The sequence below is a fragment of the Massilia sp. 2TAF26 genome, assembly GCF_052115005.1.
Lineage (GTDB): Bacteria > Pseudomonadota > Gammaproteobacteria > Burkholderiales > Burkholderiaceae_D > Telluria.
In genome coordinates, this window is sequence record NZ_JBFRFV010000030.1 from 1 (window position 1) to 14,951 (window position 14,951).

The following is a 14,951-nucleotide window of genomic DNA, read 5'->3' on the forward strand; positions in this document are numbered from 1 at the left end:
TGGATGCGTGAACTCATGCTGCAAACTGCTCCTGGTGGGATTGATCACTGGGACTGCTGAACCCAGCAATCAMGTCAGCCAGCATAGCCTTTGCACGAAACAAAGGCCAGCTACGACGCGGAACATGATCACACGAAACTAAACAATTAACATGTTCAAGAAAATCGCTGCCGCCGCGGCAATGGCCTTCGCGGCATCTTCCGCTTTCGCTGCACCGACCGCTTATTATGGCGGCCTGGACCTTGGCTCGACCAAGCTCGATGGCCTCAGCGACAACAAGGCCAGCGTCGGCGGCTTCCTCGGCTATGGCTTCAACCAGAATTTTGCCATCGAGCTGGGCTATCGCCAGCTGGGCAGCTGGGATGTGCTGGGCGTCAACGTCAAAGCCAAGCAGACCCACGTGTCGGTGGTCGGTTCCTACCCGCTGGGCAACCAGGTCGAGGTCTATGGCCGCCTGGGCTACAACCAACTGCGCGGTGAAGCCAGCTACGGCGGCCGGTCCTATGGCGACGACACCAGCGGCGTCATGTACGGTGCCGGCCTGAGCTACAGCTTCACCCCGACCATTTCGGGCCGTTTCGAAGTGCTGAAGCCGTCCAGCGATTCGACCAATTACGGCGTCGGCGTCGTCTTCAAGTTTTAATTGAGAGGGGAATAAGCGGTAATTCATCGTCCGCTTATTAAAACAAGTGGCACATGTTTCGATTTTCGGAACGTGTGCCATTTATTTTTCGGGAGCGGTATGGCAGCATACGGACGTTTATATTTTTTAAAGTCCATGCCATGCGCCCAGCACGTTTAGCTGTCGTTTTATCCCTTGCCGGCGCCGCTGCGCTGGCACATGCCCAGAATACGCCGGCAACCGCACCCGCCACCGCCGCACCGACGACGGCCGAACGTCCGGCCAAGGAATTCCCGTACACGCCCGGGCTGGACGTGAATTCGATGGATCGCAGCGCCGATCCCTGCGTCGACTTCTACCAGTACGCCTGCGGCGGCTGGATGAAGAACAATCCGATCCCCGCCGACCAGGCGCGCTGGTCGGTCTACGGCAAGCTGGCCCAGGACAACCAGCGCTTCCTGTGGGGCATCCTCGAAGACCTGTCGAAGCGCCAGGACGGCCGCAACGCCAACCAGCAGAAGATCGGCGACTACTTCGGCGCCTGCATGGACGAGCGCACCATCGAGGCGCGCGGCGCCGAACCGCTGAAACCCTATTTCGACCAGATCGCGGCGCTGCGTTCCAACAAGGACTTGCCGCGCGTGCTGGCGCGCCTGCACCTGGCGCTGGCCGACCAGGGCCTCTACTTCGGTTTCGGATCGAGCCAGGACTTCGGCGATTCGACCCGCGTGATCGCCTTCGCCAGCGCCGGCGGCCTGGGCCTGCCTGACCGCGATTCCTACCTCAAGATCGACGACAAGTCGAAAGAGGTGCGCGCCAAGTACATCCTCCACATCGCCAACACCTTCAAGCTGCTGGGCGACGCGCCGGAGCTGGCGCAGCGCAAGGCCGAGCGCGTGATGGCGATGGAGACCGAACTCGCCAGGGCCTCGCTGTCGCGCGTCGACAAGCGCGACCCCTACAAGCTGTTCCACAAGCTCGACGCCAGGGGGCTGCAGGCCCTGACCCCGGGCTTCGACTGGCACACCTACCTGGGCGAGATCGGGCAGGGCAAGCAGAACACCTTCAACGTCACCGAACCGGCCTTCTTCAAGGCGCTGGCGAAGATGTGGAAGAGCAGCGACATCGACGCCACCCGCACCTATCTGCAGTGGCACGTGGCGCGCAATCTGTCGCCGGCGCTGGCGTCCCGCTTCGACCAGGAACACTTCGACTTCTTCAGCAAGACCCTGCGCGGCGTCCAGCAACAGCCGCCGCGCTGGAAACGCTGCGTGGGCCTGGTCGACCGCCAGCTCGGCGAAGCGCTGGGCCAGGAATTCGTCAGCCGCGCCTTCTCGCCCGAGCTGAAGGCCAAGTCCCTGCACATGACCCGCCAGGTCGAAGAGGCGATGAAGAAGGACATCGAATCGCTCGACTGGATGAGTCCCGAAACCAAGAAGCGCGCCCAGGAAAAGCTGGCCGCGATCGTCAACAAGATCGGCTATCCGGACAAGTGGCGCGACTACGGCAGCTATGAGGTGAAGCCGGGCGACTTCGCCGGCAACGTCGAGCGCGGCAATATGTTCGAATCGCGGCGCCAGCTGGCCAAGATCGGCAAGCCGCTCGACCGCGGCGAATGGTCGATGACCCCGCCGACGGTGAACGCCTATTTCGATCCGCAGATGAACGACATCAACTTCCCGGCCGGCGTGCTGCAGCCGCCGCTGTTCGACCCGAAGATGGACGATGCGCCGAACTACGGCAACACCGGCGGCACCATCGGCCACGAGCTGACCCACGCCTTCGACGACGAAGGCCGCCAGTTCGACGCCAAGGGCAACCTGAAGGACTGGTGGACGAAGAAGGACGCCAAGGAATACGAAGAGCGCGCCCAGTGCATCGTCGACCAGTACGCGCAGTACACGGTGGTGGACGACATCAAGATCAACAGCAAGCTGACCCTGGGCGAGGACATCGCCGACCTGGGCGGCCTGATCCTGGGCTGGATGGCGTGGAAGGAGGAGATGGCCAGCATGCCGCAACAGGCCCAGCCCCTGCGCGACGGCTTGAGCCCGGAACAGCGCTTCTTCGTCGGTAACGCCCAATGGGCCTGCGAAAACGACCGCCCGGAAAACCTGCGCGTAAAAGCCCTGACCGACCCGCACTCGCCGGGCCGCTTCCGCGTGAACGGCCTGGTGGTGAACATGCCGCAGTTCCAGGAGGCTTTCCACTGCAAGCCGGGGCAGCCGATGGTGAAGGAGAAGCGGTGCAGGGTGTGGTGACCGTGCACTAAAACAACGTCGTCCCCGCGCATTAACCACGTCGTCCCCGCGCATTAACCACGTCGTCCCCGCGCATTAACCACGTCGTCCCCGCGAAGGCGGGGACCCAAGTCCTGCGTGCGTTACGTCAGCTCAGGCAAACTTGGACCCCCGCCTGCGCGGGGGCGACGATCAAGTGCGCGGGGGCGACGTTCAGGTATGCGTGGCCTCAACGCCGCCGCGTCCCCTGATCGCTGGCCTGCGCCTGCATGTGAATCAGATTCGCCTCGAACGACTGCATCTGCAAACCAATGTCCGACATATCGACATTCGACCGCTGCAGCCGCGGGAACAGCTGCTGCTCTTCCTCGTCGATGTGGCTGAGCACCGCGTTGAGCATCTCGCGCATCAGCGCTTCAGTGCGCGGTTCGTCCGGCTGCATGCCCTGCAAGGTGGCCAGCAGGTCGTCGACCTTCAGGTGGTCCTGTTCGAAGTGGCGTACGAGGTTGTCGTCGAGGCAGCGCACGTTCGGATAGAAGATCGATTCTTCCAGCCGCGAATGGGTGTGGATGGCTTGCAGCAACTGGATGGCCGACTGCTTCTTCACGTCCATGTCGCTGCTGTTGAGATAGGTGTCGGCCAGCTTGCGCACCATGTCGTGGTCGCGCGTCAAAGCCTGGATCGGGTCAACATTGTCCATGATGGGGTCTCCTGAAAAGGAGTGCCATCCTACTCCCGGTCTTCGCGAGGGCACGATCCGTTTAGGGCCGGCAATCCGGAAAAAAAACGCCGCCCGCAGGCGGCGCTCGGATGGGCCGGAGCCCGATCAATGCTGCGCGATCTTGCCGCGCCAGGCGCCGGTTTCCTTGCCGCGCGATTCCAGCATTTCCTTGAACTTCTGCAGGTTGCCGCGAGCTTCCATGCGCACGGCGCCGAAGGCGTCGCCCAGTGTTTCCAGCGGGCCTTCCGGCTGGTAATCCATCTGCAGGGCGATGCGGGTCACGTCATCCGAGATCTTGTGGAAGGTGACCACGCCGCCGTTCGGCACACCGGTGACGCTGCGCCAGGCGATGCGCTTGTCCGGGATCTGCTCGGTGATCTCGGCATCCCATTCCTTTTCTTCGCCGGCCACATTGGCCTTCCAGTGCAGGTGCTTGTCGTCCAGCTGGCGGATCTCGTGCACGCTGCTCATGAATTGCGGGAAGTCCTCGAACTGGGTCCACTGATTGTAAGCAGTGCTCACCGGCACGTTGACTTCGATTGTCTCGACGATCGAGGAACCCATGTTCGAACCACGATTTTTCATTTTTTTCGACAGCATCATGCCGCCGACCGCCAGCGCGGCCACAGTAACGACTCGATTCAGCATTGTTGCCTCCTTGTTACGAGTAGAGCTTCGATAAATAACAGCCGGATCAGGCCGGCTAGTGAACACATCTGCCCGTAACTTACGATAAGTCCCGTTTGGGCGGCGCTAGCGAGCCTTGTGGAAACTGTTGCGATACTGTATATATAACCAGTAAATTTGTGCCCAATATACGCCTGCGGCCCATCCCGACGTTTATAATGCCCGCATGAATCTCCTCGACAATCTGAATCCCGAACAGCTCGCCGCGGTCACGCTGCCGTCCCAGAGCGCCCTGATCCTGGCCGGCGCCGGCTCGGGCAAGACCCGCGTGCTGACCACCCGGATCGCCTGGCTGATCCAGACTGGCCAGGTGTCGCCGGCCGGCCTGATGGCGGTAACCTTCACCAACAAGGCGGCGAAGGAAATGCTGAGCCGCCTGTCGGCGATGCTGCCGGTGAACACGCGCGGCATGTGGATCGGTACCTTCCACGGCCTGTGCAACCGCCTGCTGCGCACCCATCACCGCGACGCCGCGCTGCCGCAGAGCTTCCAGATCCTGGATTCGCAAGACCAGCTGTCGATGATCAAGCGCATGCTGAAGGCCCTGAATGTCGATGACGAGAAGTACCCGGCCAAGGACCTGATGTATTTCATCAACAACGCCAAGGACAATGGCTTGCGCGCCAGCCAGGTCGAGGCCTACGACCACGTGCAAAAGCGCATGGTCGAGCTCTACGACGCCTACGACCAGCAGTGCCAGCGCGAGGGCGTGGTCGATTTTGCCGAGCTGCTGCTGCGCGCCTACGAACTGCTGCAGCGTAATCATCCGCTGCGCCAGCATTACCAGATGCGCTTCCGCCACATCCTGGTCGACGAGTTCCAGGATACGAACGACCTGCAGTACAACCTGCTGAAACTGCTGGCCGGCCACGGCGAGGCGGCCGGCGGCGCGATCTTCGCGGTCGGCGACGACGACCAGAGCATCTACGCCTTCCGCGGCGCCAACGTCGGCAATATGCAGGCCTTCGAGCGCGAGTTCGAGGTCAAGAACCTGATCAAGCTGGAGCAGAACTACCGCTCGCACGGCCACATCCTCGACACCGCCAACTTCCTGATCGCGAATAATACGCGGCGCCTGGGCAAGAACCTGCGCACCGACGCGGGGCAGGGCGAGCCGGTGCGCATCTACGAGGCATCGAGCGACCTCGAAGAGGCGCAGTGGATCATCGACGAAGCCAAGAGCCTGATGGCCGAGGGCATGCCGAGGAGCGAGATCGCGATCCTGTACCGCTCGAACGCGCAGAGCCGCGTGATCGAGCACGCGCTGTTCGCGGCCGGCCTGCCCTATACCGTGTACGGCGGCCTGCGCTACTTCCAGCGCGCCGAGGTCAAGCACGCGATCGCCTACCTGCAGCTGATGGACAATCCGCACAACGATTCGGCCTTCCTGCGGGTGGTGAATTTCCCCACCCGCGGCATCGGCGCGCGCTCGCTCGAGCAGCTGCAAATGGCGGCCGAGAGCTATGGCGTGTCGCTGTATGCGGCGGTGCCCTACATGACCGGCAAGGCCGGCACTGCGCTGGGCAACTTCGTCAAGCTGATCGAGAGCGCGCGCTTCGAGACCCAGCAGCTACCGCTGCCGGAAATGGTGAAGGTGGTGCTGGAGCGCAGCACGCTGCTGGCCTACTACGAGAAGGAAAAGGAAGGCGCGGAGCGCATCGAAAACCTGGAGCAGATGGTCAGCGCCGCCACCCACTTCGTGCAGGAAGAGGGCTTCGGCGTGAACGCCCCGGCCCACCTGGGTCCGCAGGCGCTGGCCAGCAGCGGCGCGGCCATCGTCAACGCCGACGGCGTCGAGGTGCTGGATGCCGATGCGCCGCTGGCCACCGTGATGTCGCCGCTGTCGGCCTTCCTGGCCCACGCCTCGCTGGAAGCGGGCGACGCCCAGGCCCAGGCCGGCCAGGATGCGATGCAATTGATGACGGTGCACTCGGCCAAGGGCCTGGAATTCGACGCCGTGTTCATCACCGGCCTGGAAGAAGGCCTGTTCCCGCACGAGAGCAGCTCGCGCGAGCTGGACGGCGTGGACGAGGAACGCCGCCTGATGTACGTGGCGATCACGCGCGCGCGCAAGCGTTTGTACATGAGCTTTACCCAGCAGCGCATGCTGCACGGCCAGACCCGCTTCAACATGAAGTCGCGCTTCTTCGACGAGCTGCCGGAAGAATCGCTGAAGTGGCTGTCGCCGCGGGTGCAGACCAACTGGTTCGCCGGCCGCAAGTCGACCACCGCCTGGGACGACGCCAGCTTCCGCGAGGGCGGCAGCGACAACCAGATCGCCCTGCAGATCAAGCAGAAGTCTTCAAGCAGCAAGAGTAACGACGGGGGCATCGGCTGGCGCATCGGCGAAGCCGTGTCGCACGCGCGCTTCGGCGAGGGCGTGATCGTCAACATCGAGGGCGGGGCGGGCAGCCCGCGCGCCCTGATCAACTTCGGCGGGGCGGGGATGAAGATGCTCGACCTGTCGGTGGCCAAGCTGGAGAAGCTTGCGCGGTGATCGTTTGACCGCAGGGTGGGCTCCCCCGAGCCCACGCATTACGCCGGCTGCGTCTCTTTGCCAGCGGCCGGCTTGCCGAAAATGTCGCGGTAGCCGGCGTAGATCGCGCACTGCAGGAACAGGATAAACAGGAACATCAGCCACATCAGCACCACCTGGGCCAGCGCGATCGCGCTGAACAGGTTCACCACCACGAAGGTGATGAGGGTGAAGATGCCGAACCAGGACAGCAGCAGCACGCCGAACACGCGCGCCGAGCGCATCACGGCGAAGAAGCTGTAGAAGGTGGCCTTGCCCGGTCCCATCTGTTTCCAGTAGGTGAGCGGGGCGGCGAAGCACAGGGTCAGCAGCGACACCGTCTCCAGGATCAGCAGGCCGAACACGGCGGCGACGTCGCCGAGCGAGAAGGGCAGCTTGTCCTTCGGGTCGAGCTTGATGTTGCCCGGCAGCTGGCGCAGCGATTCCGGCGTGATCATCAGCGCGATCAGGGTCAGCACCAGGAAGACGCCGAGATAGATCACACCCACCTTGCACAGGCCGCCCAGCACCGGCTTGCGGAAGCCCGTCAGCAGCACGGCCGGGGTCACGCGGTCGCCGTTGTCGATCATCAGGCAGGCCTGCATGAAGGCCATCGAGAACGAGGGAATCAGCACCACCACGATGATCGGGCCGATGATGGGCACGGCGCTGATGCCGATCGCCAGCAGGATGCTGGCAAACAGCAGGGTGGTGAGGGCGGCCGGCTGCTTGCGGAACAGGCCCATGCCCCGTTTCAGCCAATCCCAGCCGGTACGTGCGGGCAGTGTGCTCATGCTGTGATACCCGGGGCGGGAACGGCAATGCGCTCGCGCAGCACGCGTTCGAAGTGGGTGGGATCGTGCGGCGTCAGCATCTCGGCTTCGCGCGGACGGTGCAAGTCGTACAGGCGCGACAGCCAGAAACGCAGGGCCGCGGCGCGCAGCATGGGCTGCCAGGCCTGGGCTTCGGCCTCGGTGAAGGGGCGGGCGGCGTGGTAGGCGCGGGTCAGCGCCAGCACGCGGTCCTGGTCGAGGCGGCCGGTGTCGAGGTCGATGCACCAGTCGTTGACGGTGACGGCGATGTCGAACAGCCAACTGTCCCAGCCGGCAAAATAGAAGTCGAAGCAGCCGCTCAGACGCTCGCCGACGAACATCACGTTGTTGCGGAACAGGTCGGCGTGGACCGGACCCTGGGCCAGCCCGGCGTAGACGGGGCCGGCGGCGAACCCGCGCTGGAAGGCCAGTTCCGATTCCAGCAGGACGGCTTCATCGGCGTCGAGGAAGGGCAGGACCTTGGGCACGGTCTCGATCCACCAGTCCAGGCCGCGCAGGTTCGGCTGGCGCAGCGGGAAGTCCCGGCCGGCCAGGTGCATCTTCGCCAGCATGGTGCCGACTTCGGCGCAATGCACGGGCTGCGGGTCCATCTGCGAGCTGCCGTCGAGCTTGCTGACGACGACGGCCGGCTTGCCGTGCAGCGCCATCACCAGTTCTCCCTGGTCGTTCGGCACCGGCGCCGGCACCGGAATGCCGCGCTCCGACAGGTGGCGCATCAACTGCACGTAGAAGGGCAGCTGCTCGAAGTCGAGGTTCTCGAAAATCGTCAGGACGAATTCGCCGCGCTCGGTCGTCAGGAAGAAGTTACTGTTTTCGATGCCGCTGGCGATGCCTTTCAGCGCCAGGGCTTTACCGAGAGGAAACTGCTTGATCCACTGGCTCAGGTCGTCCAGTGTGACCGAGGTGAAAACTGCCATCGTTCACGAATTATTGGGTAGCTGTGGCAGCCGCACAAAGGCGGCCGGTCGTCATTTCTTCTCGGGTCCGGCGGTCGCGTTGGCCGGCAGCGGAGGCGGCGGCGGTGCGTCGGCGGTGGTCGGCGCATTGCTCCCGTTTTCGGCGGGGGCCTTGCGCTTGCCCGACAGGTCGAATTCTCCCACCTTCCATTGCGGCGCGCGGATCGAATTGCCGCTCGCGCTGCCCGGCACCGCATTGCCCGGCGGGTTGTTCGGCTTCATGTAATAGTGGCTGCCGCTGCTGGTCACCTCGACTTCGGTGACCTGGCCGCCGTCGCGCCTTTCCTTGATCTGGGTGCGCTCGCGCGAGGGGATATTGGTCGCCGGCACATCGCTGCCCGGTTCGACACGCTCGAGCTTGGGCGGCGCCTGGTTCTGCGTCGACTGCGGCGGCGTCGGCTGGGACGATTGCTGGGCCAGTGCCGATCCGGCCTGCGCGGCCAGCAGCAGGCCCAGGCAAGGTGCGAGAAGGGGCAGGCGGGAGGAAATGCGTGGCATGGTGATCACCTTTGACGTTTGGTTCATTGTAACAAACAGCGCAGCCCACCAGTGAAATGCATGTGAAAAGCATCTGAAAAGAGCGAACCGGCCCCATATGGATGGGAATCCGATTCTGCGATAATGGCGCACATTTGCTCATTCCGACCCTCCATGGACAATACCCTGCTTCTCGTTGACGGCTCCAGCTACCTGTACCGCGCATTCCACGCGCTGCCCGACCTGCGCAGCCCCGACGGTCACCCGACCGGCGCGATGCACGGCATGGTCAATATGCTGCGCCGCCTGCGCGCCGACTTCCCGGCCGCCTACATCGCCTGCGTGTTCGACGCCAAGGGCAAGACCTTCCGCGACGACCTCTACCCCGAGTACAAGGCCACCCGCGCCTCGATGCCGGAAGACCTGAGCAAACAGATCGAGCCGATCCACGAAGTGGTGCGCCACATGGGCTGGCCGATCCTGATGGTCGAAGGCGTCGAGGCCGACGACGTGATCGGCACCCTGGCCGCCCAGGCCACCGCGCGCGGCATGAACACCGTGGTCTCGACCGGCGACAAGGACCTGGCCCAGCTGGTCAACGACAAGGTCATGCTGATCAATACGATGAGCAACGAGAAGCTCGACGAAGCCGGGGTGCTGGCCAAGTTCGGCGTGCCGCCGAACCGCATCATCGACTACCTGACCCTGATCGGCGACACCGTCGACAACGTCCCCGGCGTGAACAAGTGCGGCCCGAAGACGGCCGTGAAGTGGCTGACCCTGCATGGCTCCCTGGACGGCGTGATCGAGAACGCGCACACCATCGGCGGCGCGGTGGGCGCGAACCTGCAGGCGGCGCTGGAATGGCTGCCGAAGGGCCGCGAACTGATCACCGTGAAGACCGACTGCGACCTGGCCAAGCACCTGGTGTCGATCGAGGAAACCCTGGTCGGCCGCCCGGAAGACAAGGACGCGCTGCGCGACTTCTTCCAGCGCTACGGTTTCAAGACCATGCTGAAGGAACTCGGCAACGGCAATCCTGGAAGGTTCGTCTCGCCCGGGTCTTCTCCTTCGGCGCCGCTGAATTCGCCGGAAGGCGCAAGCGCGACCTTGCCCGGCATGCCGGTCATCAAGGGCGAGTACGAGACCGTCACCACGCAAGAGCAGCTGGAGCGCTGGCTGGAACTGATCGACAAGGCCGAGCTGACCTCGGTCGATACCGAGACCACCTCGCTCGACCCGATGATGGCCGAGATGGTCGGCATCTCGCTGTCGGTGGAAGCGGGCAAGGGCGCCTACATCCCGCTGGCGCACCGCTACGCCGGCGTGCCCGAGCAGCTGAGCCGCGAGGAAGTCCTGGCGCGCATGAAGCCCTGGCTGGAAAACCCGGACAAGCCCAAGCTCGGCCAGAACCTGAAGTACGACGCCCACATCTTCGAGAACCACGGCGTCAAGATCCGAGGCATCGTCCATGACACCCTGCTGCAGTCCTATGTGTTCGAGTCGCACAAGCCGCACGACATGGACACCATGGCGATGCGCCATCTCGGCTACACCACGATTCCGTTCGTCGACGTGTGCGGCAAAGGGGTGAACCAGATCTGCTTCGACCAGGTCGAGCTGGGCCGCGCCACGGAGTATGCGGCCGAAGACTCGGACATCACGCTGCGCCTGCACCAGACCATGATCGGCCACGTCGAAAGCGACGAAGGCCTGAACTACATCTACCGCAAGATCGAGCTGCCGACCTCCGTGGTGCTGCAGAAGATCGAGCGCAATGGCGTGCTGATCGACGCCGAGCTGCTGGCCAAACAGTCCGGCGAACTGGCAGCACGCATCGCGCAACTCGAGCAGCAGGCCTATGAACTGGCCGGCGGCCCCTTCAACCTCGGTTCGCCCAAGCAGATCGGCGAGATCTTCTTCGGCAAGCTGCAGCTCCCGGTGATCAAGAAGACCGCCACCGGCGCCCCGTCCACCGACGAAGAGGTGCTGCAGAAGCTGGCCGAGGACTATCCGCTGCCGAAGATCCTGCTCGAGCACCGCGGCCTGTCCAAGCTGAAGTCGACCTATACCGACAAGCTGCCGAAGATGGTCAACCCGAACACCGGCCGCGTGCACACCAACTACGCGCAGGCGGTGGCGATCACGGGCCGCCTGGCCTCGAACGATCCGAACCTGCAGAACATCCCGGTGCGCACCGCCGAGGGACGCCGCATCCGCGAAGCCTTCGTGGCATCGCCCGGCTGCGTGCTGGTGTCGGCCGACTATTCGCAGATCGAGCTGCGCATCATGGCCCACATCTCCGGCGACGAGGCGATGCTGCGTGCCTTCGCCGCGGGCGAAGACATCCACCGCGCCACCGCCGCCGAGATCTTCAACCTGGCGCCGGAAGACGTCGAGAGCGAGCAGCGCCGCTATGCCAAGGTCATCAACTTCGGCCTGATCTACGGCATGAGCGCATTCGGTCTGGCGCAGAACCTGGGCATCGAGCGCGGCGCCGCCAGCAACTACATCGAGCGCTACTTCCAGCGCTTTGCCGGCGTCAAGCAGTACATGGACGAGACCCGCCTGTCGGCCAAGGCCAAGGGCTATGTCGAGACCGTGTTCGGCCGCCGCCTGTGGCTCCCGGAGATCAATTCGCCGAATGGCCCGCGCCGCGCCGGCGCCGAACGCGCGGCGATCAATGCGCCGATGCAGGGCACGGCGGCGGACCTGATCAAGCTGGCCATGATCGCGGTGCAGGACTGGCTCGAGAAAGAACAACTCGGCACCCGCATGATTATGCAGGTGCACGACGAACTGGTGCTGGAGGTGCCGGATGGCGAGCTGGAACTGGTCAAGCAGAAGCTGCCGGAGCTGATGGCAGGCGTCGCGACCCTGAAGGTGCCGCTGGTGGCCGAAACCGGCGTCGGCCCGAACTGGGAAACCGCGCATTAAGCACGTAGGGTGAGCACTCCGTGCCCACGCCGGCCGCGCCCACCCTACGTTAAGATAGCCATCCTTTGTTACCCGACCAGAGGATGCACATGAACGACCTCGTAAAGAACGCCGACCGCTTCGCCGCCGCCACGCAACCGCTTGCGGCCCAGTCGCTGATCCAGACCGACACCGCCGGCCTGAGCGCCGGCACCGTCGAGCTGACCGTGAATGGCCAGGCCGTGCCGGTCTACCGCGCCCAGCCCGAGGGCAAATCGAATCTGCCGGTGATCCTGGTGATCTCCGAAATCTTCGGCGTGCACGAGCACATCGCCGACGTCGCGCGCCGCTTCGCCAAGCTGGGTTACCTGGCGCTGGCGCCGGAACTCTTCGTGCGCCAGGGCGATCCGTCGGCCATTGCCGACATCCCCACCCTGATGAAGAACATCATCCACAAAACGCCGGACGCGCAGGTGATGGCCGACCTCGACGCCTGCGTGGCCTGGGCCGCGGAGAACGGCGGCGACATCGACAGGCTTGGTATCACCGGCTTCTGCTGGGGCGGACGGGCCACCTGGATGTATTCGGCCCATAACCCGAAGATCAAGGCCGGCGTGGCCTGGTACGGCCGCCTGACGGGCGACGCCACCGCCAACACGCCGCAGCACCCGGTCGACATCGCGCCTGCCTTGACCGTGCCGGTGCTGGCCCTGTACGCCGCCAGGGACACCGGCATCTCCCTCGACAGCGTCGACAAGATGAAGGCGGCGCTGGCCGAGGGCGCGAGCGGCTCGGAGTTCGTGGTGTATCCGGATGCGGGTCACGCCTTCCATGCCGACTACCGTCCGAGCTATAACGAGAAGGACGCGAAGGACGGCTGGGCGCGCGCGCTGGCCTGGTTCCGCAAGCACGGCGTGGCCTGATCCCGGCAGGCAGCGGCCGGGCACGGTACAATGCCCGGCTTGCGCCCGTCGGCGGCGCACCAAGAACAACAAGAGGCTTCACGATCGATCCCGTTCTCATTTCCATCCTGCTGGCCACCGGCGTGGCCGGCGTCGTCAGTATCACGGCTGCCGCGGTTTTCTCGTTCGCCCTGCTCGCGAAAGTCGTCGAGCGCATGGTCAGCCTGTCGGTCGGCATCATGCTCGCGACCTCGCTGCTGCACGCGCTGCCGGAAGCCTTCGAGTCCCACGTCGACCCGCGCGCGCTGTTCGCGACCCTGCTGGGCGGCCTGCTGGCCTTCTTCATGCTGGAGAAGGTGGCGCTGCTGCGCCATTCGCATCATCACGAGGGAGATGGCCATCACCACGCCCACGGTCACGACGCCCACCAGGCCGGCAAGGCCGGCTGGATGATCCTGATCGGCGACGGCATGCACAACTTCACGGACGGGATCCTGATCGCGGCGGCCTTCCTGGCCGATCCCAAGCTGGGCATCCTGACCGGGGTGGCCATCATCGCCCACGAGATCCCGCAGGAGATCGGCGACTTCATCGTGCTGCTGAACGCCGGCTTTTCGCGCCTGCGCGCCTATGTGTTCAACCTGCTGTGCAGCCTGCTGGCGGTGGTCGGCGGCGTGCTCGGCTACTACACCCTGGACCGGGCCAGCGGCCTGATTCCCTATGTGCTGGTGTTCGCCTCGTCGGGCTTCATCTACATCGCCGTGAGCGACCTGATGCCGCAGATGCAGCGCCGCGCCACCGTGCGCGAATCGATCCCGCAGGTGCTGCTGATCGGCCTGGGTGTGGTCATCGTGCTGCTTCTGACGCACGGACACTGAGGTTTCAGGGCTTTCTTGCGCCCTGATATTGACATCGCGATTCGATGCGGCCTATGCTGAGTGCTTACCTACGTGGGGGAAGCAATGGCAAGGCTGGTGAATCAACTGGTTGTGGCGCTGCGCGAGAAGCCGTCGCGGTTCGGCTATGTACTCGGCATCCTGGTGCTGTCGGTCGTCGTGTTTACGCTGGCGGACTTCCTGCCGGCGCCCTACGATTTCGGTCACTAAAAACCCCCAGCGCTTAGCGTGAGCACGGCGGTGGGCACGGCGTGCCCACCCTACGATTATCTGGCGCCGGTGGACACTGGCCGCGCCGCGTCGGATCTCCTATCAGGCTCTCTGAGCGCCGGTAGCAACCGGGCGCGCAGCATCTGCGCTCCACTCGCTCCACGATCCCGGGTACAACGCCGCGCCCGGCATGCCGGCCACTTCCAGCGCCAGCAGGTTGTGGCAGGCCGTGACGCCGGAGCCGCACTGCATGATGGCGTTGTTCGGATCGCCTACCGCCACGTCCAGTTCCGTCTTCAGCTGTTCCGGTGCCTTGAAGCGGCCGTCCGCCTGCAGGTTATCCTTGAAGAAGCGGTTCTTCGCGCCGGGGATGTGACCGCCGACCGGGTCGATGGTCTCGTTCTCGCCGCGGAAGCGGTCCGGTGCGCGTGCGTCGACGACCTGGCGGCCGCCATGTTCCACATTGTGCAGCACCGTGTTCACGTCCACCGTCGTCACCAGCGGCTCGCGCGCGGCGATGGTGCCGCGGGCAGGCGCCGACGGCGCATCGGTAATGACCGGCTGGCCGGCCGATTGCCAGGCCGGCAGGCCGCCGTCCAGCACGGCCACGGCTTCGTGGCCGATCCAGCGCAGCATCCACCACAGGCGCGCCGCGTACATGCCGCCGTGGGCATCGTAGGCCACGACCTGGGTGTTGTCGTTCACGCCCCAGCTGCGCAGCAGTTCGATGAAGTCATCCTTTTCCGGCAGCGGATGGCGGCCGCGGAAGGCGCCGCTTGCATCCCGCTTGGCGCCGGACAGCTCGTGTTCCATGTCGGCGAACAGCGCGTTCGGCAGGTGGCCGGCCGCATAGGCGTCGCGTCCGGCCGCCAGGTTCACCAGGTCGTGGCGGCAATCGACGATCACCCAGTCGGCGTCGTTGACGTGGGCGGCCAGGGCGGCGGGTTCGATCAGGGTCGTGTACACGGGCGGTCTC

13 protein-coding genes are annotated in these 14,951 nt (G+C 64.6%); 7 read left to right on the top strand and 6 right to left on the bottom strand.

The genetic code is table 11. The features are described from left to right. Positions 1–151: 151 nt before the first annotated feature. Both AB4Z32_RS22970 and AB4Z32_RS22975 read left to right on the top strand, forming a co-directional pair. Entirely contained in the window at positions 152–643 is a 492-nt protein-coding gene (locus AB4Z32_RS22970; RefSeq protein WP_442124186.1) for a porin family protein, read from the top strand. Between the two features lie 140 nt (positions 644–783). Continuing rightward, the gene (locus AB4Z32_RS22975) at positions 784–2,883 is read left to right on the top strand and encodes a M13 family metallopeptidase (protein ID WP_442124187.1); all 2,100 of its coding nucleotides are present in this window, start codon (positions 784–786) and stop codon (positions 2,881–2,883) included. 208 nt (positions 2,884–3,091) lie between these two features. Here AB4Z32_RS22975 and AB4Z32_RS22980 read toward each other — a convergent pair whose 3' ends face one another. Together AB4Z32_RS22980 and AB4Z32_RS22985 are read right to left on the bottom strand one after the other, a co-directional pair. Then, entirely contained in the window at positions 3,092–3,562 is a 471-nt protein-coding gene (locus AB4Z32_RS22980) for a hemerythrin domain-containing protein (protein WP_442124188.1), read from the bottom strand. A gap of 126 nt (positions 3,563–3,688) precedes the next feature. Then, entirely contained in the window at positions 3,689–4,231 is a 543-nt protein-coding gene (locus AB4Z32_RS22985) for an SRPBCC family protein (protein ID WP_442124189.1), read from the bottom strand. 205 nt (positions 4,232–4,436) lie between these two features. Here AB4Z32_RS22985 and AB4Z32_RS22990 point away from each other — a divergent pair, with 205 nt between their 5' ends. Beyond that, on the top strand, positions 4,437–6,767 hold the full coding sequence (locus tag AB4Z32_RS22990) for a UvrD-helicase domain-containing protein (RefSeq protein WP_442124190.1): 2,331 nt from the start codon (positions 4,437–4,439) through the stop codon (positions 6,765–6,767). A gap of 38 nt (positions 6,768–6,805) precedes the next feature. Here AB4Z32_RS22990 and AB4Z32_RS22995 read toward each other — a convergent pair whose 3' ends face one another. The 3 genes from AB4Z32_RS22995 to AB4Z32_RS23005 are packed head-to-tail and all read right to left on the bottom strand — an operon-like array spanning position 6,806 to position 9,072. Continuing rightward, positions 6,806–7,579 carry a BPSS1780 family membrane protein gene (locus tag AB4Z32_RS22995; protein WP_442124191.1) on the bottom strand — a complete coding sequence of 258 codons (774 nt, stop codon included), beginning with the start codon at positions 7,577–7,579 and terminating at the stop codon, positions 6,806–6,808. Then, complete coding sequence (locus tag AB4Z32_RS23000) at positions 7,576–8,535, bottom strand: homoserine kinase (protein ID WP_442124192.1); 960 nt, start codon at positions 8,533–8,535, stop codon at positions 7,576–7,578. The genes AB4Z32_RS22995 and AB4Z32_RS23000 overlap by 4 nt, the downstream gene beginning before the upstream one ends. A 51-nt stretch (positions 8,536–8,586) precedes the next feature. Then, positions 8,587–9,072 carry a hypothetical protein gene (locus tag AB4Z32_RS23005; RefSeq protein WP_442124193.1) on the bottom strand — a complete coding sequence of 162 codons (486 nt, stop codon included), beginning with the start codon at positions 9,070–9,072 and terminating at the stop codon, positions 8,587–8,589. A gap of 153 nt (positions 9,073–9,225) precedes the next feature. On the opposite strand from AB4Z32_RS23005, the gene polA reads away from it, so the two are divergent. The 4 genes from polA to AB4Z32_RS23025 all read left to right on the top strand — a co-directional run bounded on the left by polA (position 9,226) and on the right by AB4Z32_RS23025 (position 13,975). Further along, positions 9,226–11,988 (top strand): DNA polymerase I, encoded by a 2,763-nt coding sequence (gene polA / locus AB4Z32_RS23010; RefSeq protein WP_442124194.1) that lies wholly within the window; start codon positions 9,226–9,228, stop codon positions 11,986–11,988. An 89-nt stretch (positions 11,989–12,077) separates the two neighbouring features. Then, positions 12,078–12,890, top strand: a complete 813-nt coding sequence (locus AB4Z32_RS23015; RefSeq protein WP_442124195.1) for a dienelactone hydrolase family protein — start codon at positions 12,078–12,080, stop codon at positions 12,888–12,890. A 107-nt stretch (positions 12,891–12,997) separates the two neighbouring features. After that, entirely contained in the window at positions 12,998–13,747 is a 750-nt protein-coding gene (locus AB4Z32_RS23020) for a ZIP family metal transporter (protein WP_442124252.1), read from the top strand. 96 nt (positions 13,748–13,843) lie between these two features. After that, complete coding sequence (locus tag AB4Z32_RS23025) at positions 13,844–13,975, top strand: hypothetical protein (RefSeq protein WP_442124196.1); 132 nt, start codon at positions 13,844–13,846, stop codon at positions 13,973–13,975. Positions 13,976–14,077: 102 nt separating this feature from the next. Here the strand turns inward: AB4Z32_RS23025 and AB4Z32_RS23030 are convergent, their stop codons facing one another. Beyond that, a complete protein-coding gene (locus tag AB4Z32_RS23030; RefSeq protein ID WP_442124197.1) occupies positions 14,078–14,941 on the bottom strand; it encodes a sulfurtransferase in 864 nt (287 codons plus the stop codon). Between the last annotated feature and the right edge of the window lie 10 nt (positions 14,942–14,951).